The organism is Streptomyces bohaiensis, assembly GCF_012033785.1.
GTDB classification, from domain to species: domain Bacteria; phylum Actinomycetota; class Actinomycetes; order Streptomycetales; family Streptomycetaceae; genus Streptomyces; species Streptomyces bohaiensis.
In genome coordinates this window covers 1-1,260 of record NZ_JAAVJC010000530.1, presented here as the reverse complement: position 1 = coordinate 1,260, position 1,260 = coordinate 1, and the positions used below count along the sequence as shown (strand labels likewise).

Annotated in this window: 1 protein-coding gene; it reads right to left on the bottom strand. The window is 81.1% G+C overall.

Annotated features, from left to right (window positions below; translation table 11 throughout):
* A partial coding sequence (locus tag HCN52_RS24495) for a primosomal protein N' (protein ID WP_512700797.1) occupies positions 1 to 1,260 on the bottom strand: 1,260 nt, incomplete at both ends.

Sequence of the window (1,260 nt, the reverse complement as noted above, 5' to 3'; positions counted from 1 at the left end):
GCCGGGTGCCGGCGGCTCCACGTCGGTGGTGCCGAGCACCTGGGCGCTGTCGGGCAGTTCGCTCGCGCGCAGCAGCCGGGTGACCGCCTCCGGCGGCCCGGTGACGGCGGCGAGCCGGGTCACGGGGGGCAGCCCGAGCTGCGCCCGCTCCCCCAGCTCGCGCTCCGCGTGGCCGGCCGGGTCCCAGCGGACCAGCGCCTGCACCGGCCGGGCGGTCGGTTCGGCCAGTACCACCACGACCGAGCCGCCGGCGGGGGCGGGTCGCACGAGCGAGGCGGCGTTGAGCCAGCGACGCAGGGCCTCCTCCCCCGCCCGGAGGTCGGGGCGGCCCAGCAGCGCCCAGCCGTCGAGCAGCAGCGCCGCCGCGTAGCCGGGGCCGTCGTCGACGCGGGGCTCGGCGCCGGGGGTCGCGACGACCAGGGCGGGCCGGTCGGGCACGGTGTCCAGGACGTGGTCGCGCCCGGAGGTCCGCACGGGTACCGCCGGGAAGGCGCGGCCGAGCTCCTCGGCGGTGCGCCGTGCACCGACGACGCTGGCGCGCAGCCGACCGCCCCCGCACTCCGGGCAGTGCCACACCTCCGTCTCGCGCCCGCACCAGCCGCAGCGCGGGGCCCGGTCGCCGCCCGGCGACTGGAGGGGACCGGGGCAGTGCGCACAGGTGGCCGGGTGGCGGCAGCGGTCGCACGCCAGCCGGGGGACGTAGCCGCGGCGCGGGACCTGGACGAGGACCGGCCCGTCCGCGAGCGCGCCGCGGACCGTCTCCCAGGCGTGGCTGGGGAGGCGGGCGCTGCGGGCCGCGGGGTCGCGGGCGTCGTCGCGCTCCTCGAGGGTCCGGACGGCGGGGGCCCGCTCCCGGACGGTGGCGCGGGGGGCGGTGAGCTCCCCCGCCCACCCGCCGGCGACCAGCTGCGCCGCCTCGGCGGTGCGGCTGTGGCCGCCGAGGAGCAGGCCGGCGTCGGCGGCCACCGCCCGGAGCAGCAGGACCTCACGCGCGTGGGGCTGCGGCGCCCGCTCCTCGCGGTGGTTCGGGTCGCCGTCGTCCCACAGTGCGAGCAGCCCCAGGTCCCGGACGGGTGCGAACGCGGCGGCACGGGTGCCGACGACGGCACGGACCGCCCCGCGGTGGACGGCGAGCCAACGGCGGTACCGGCTCTCGGCGCCCGCGTCGGCGGTGAGCAGGACGTGGTGCCCGGGCCCGAGCAGCGCGTTCAGCGCGGCGTCGACCCGGGCGGCGGCGCGGCCGTCGGGGAGCACCGCGAG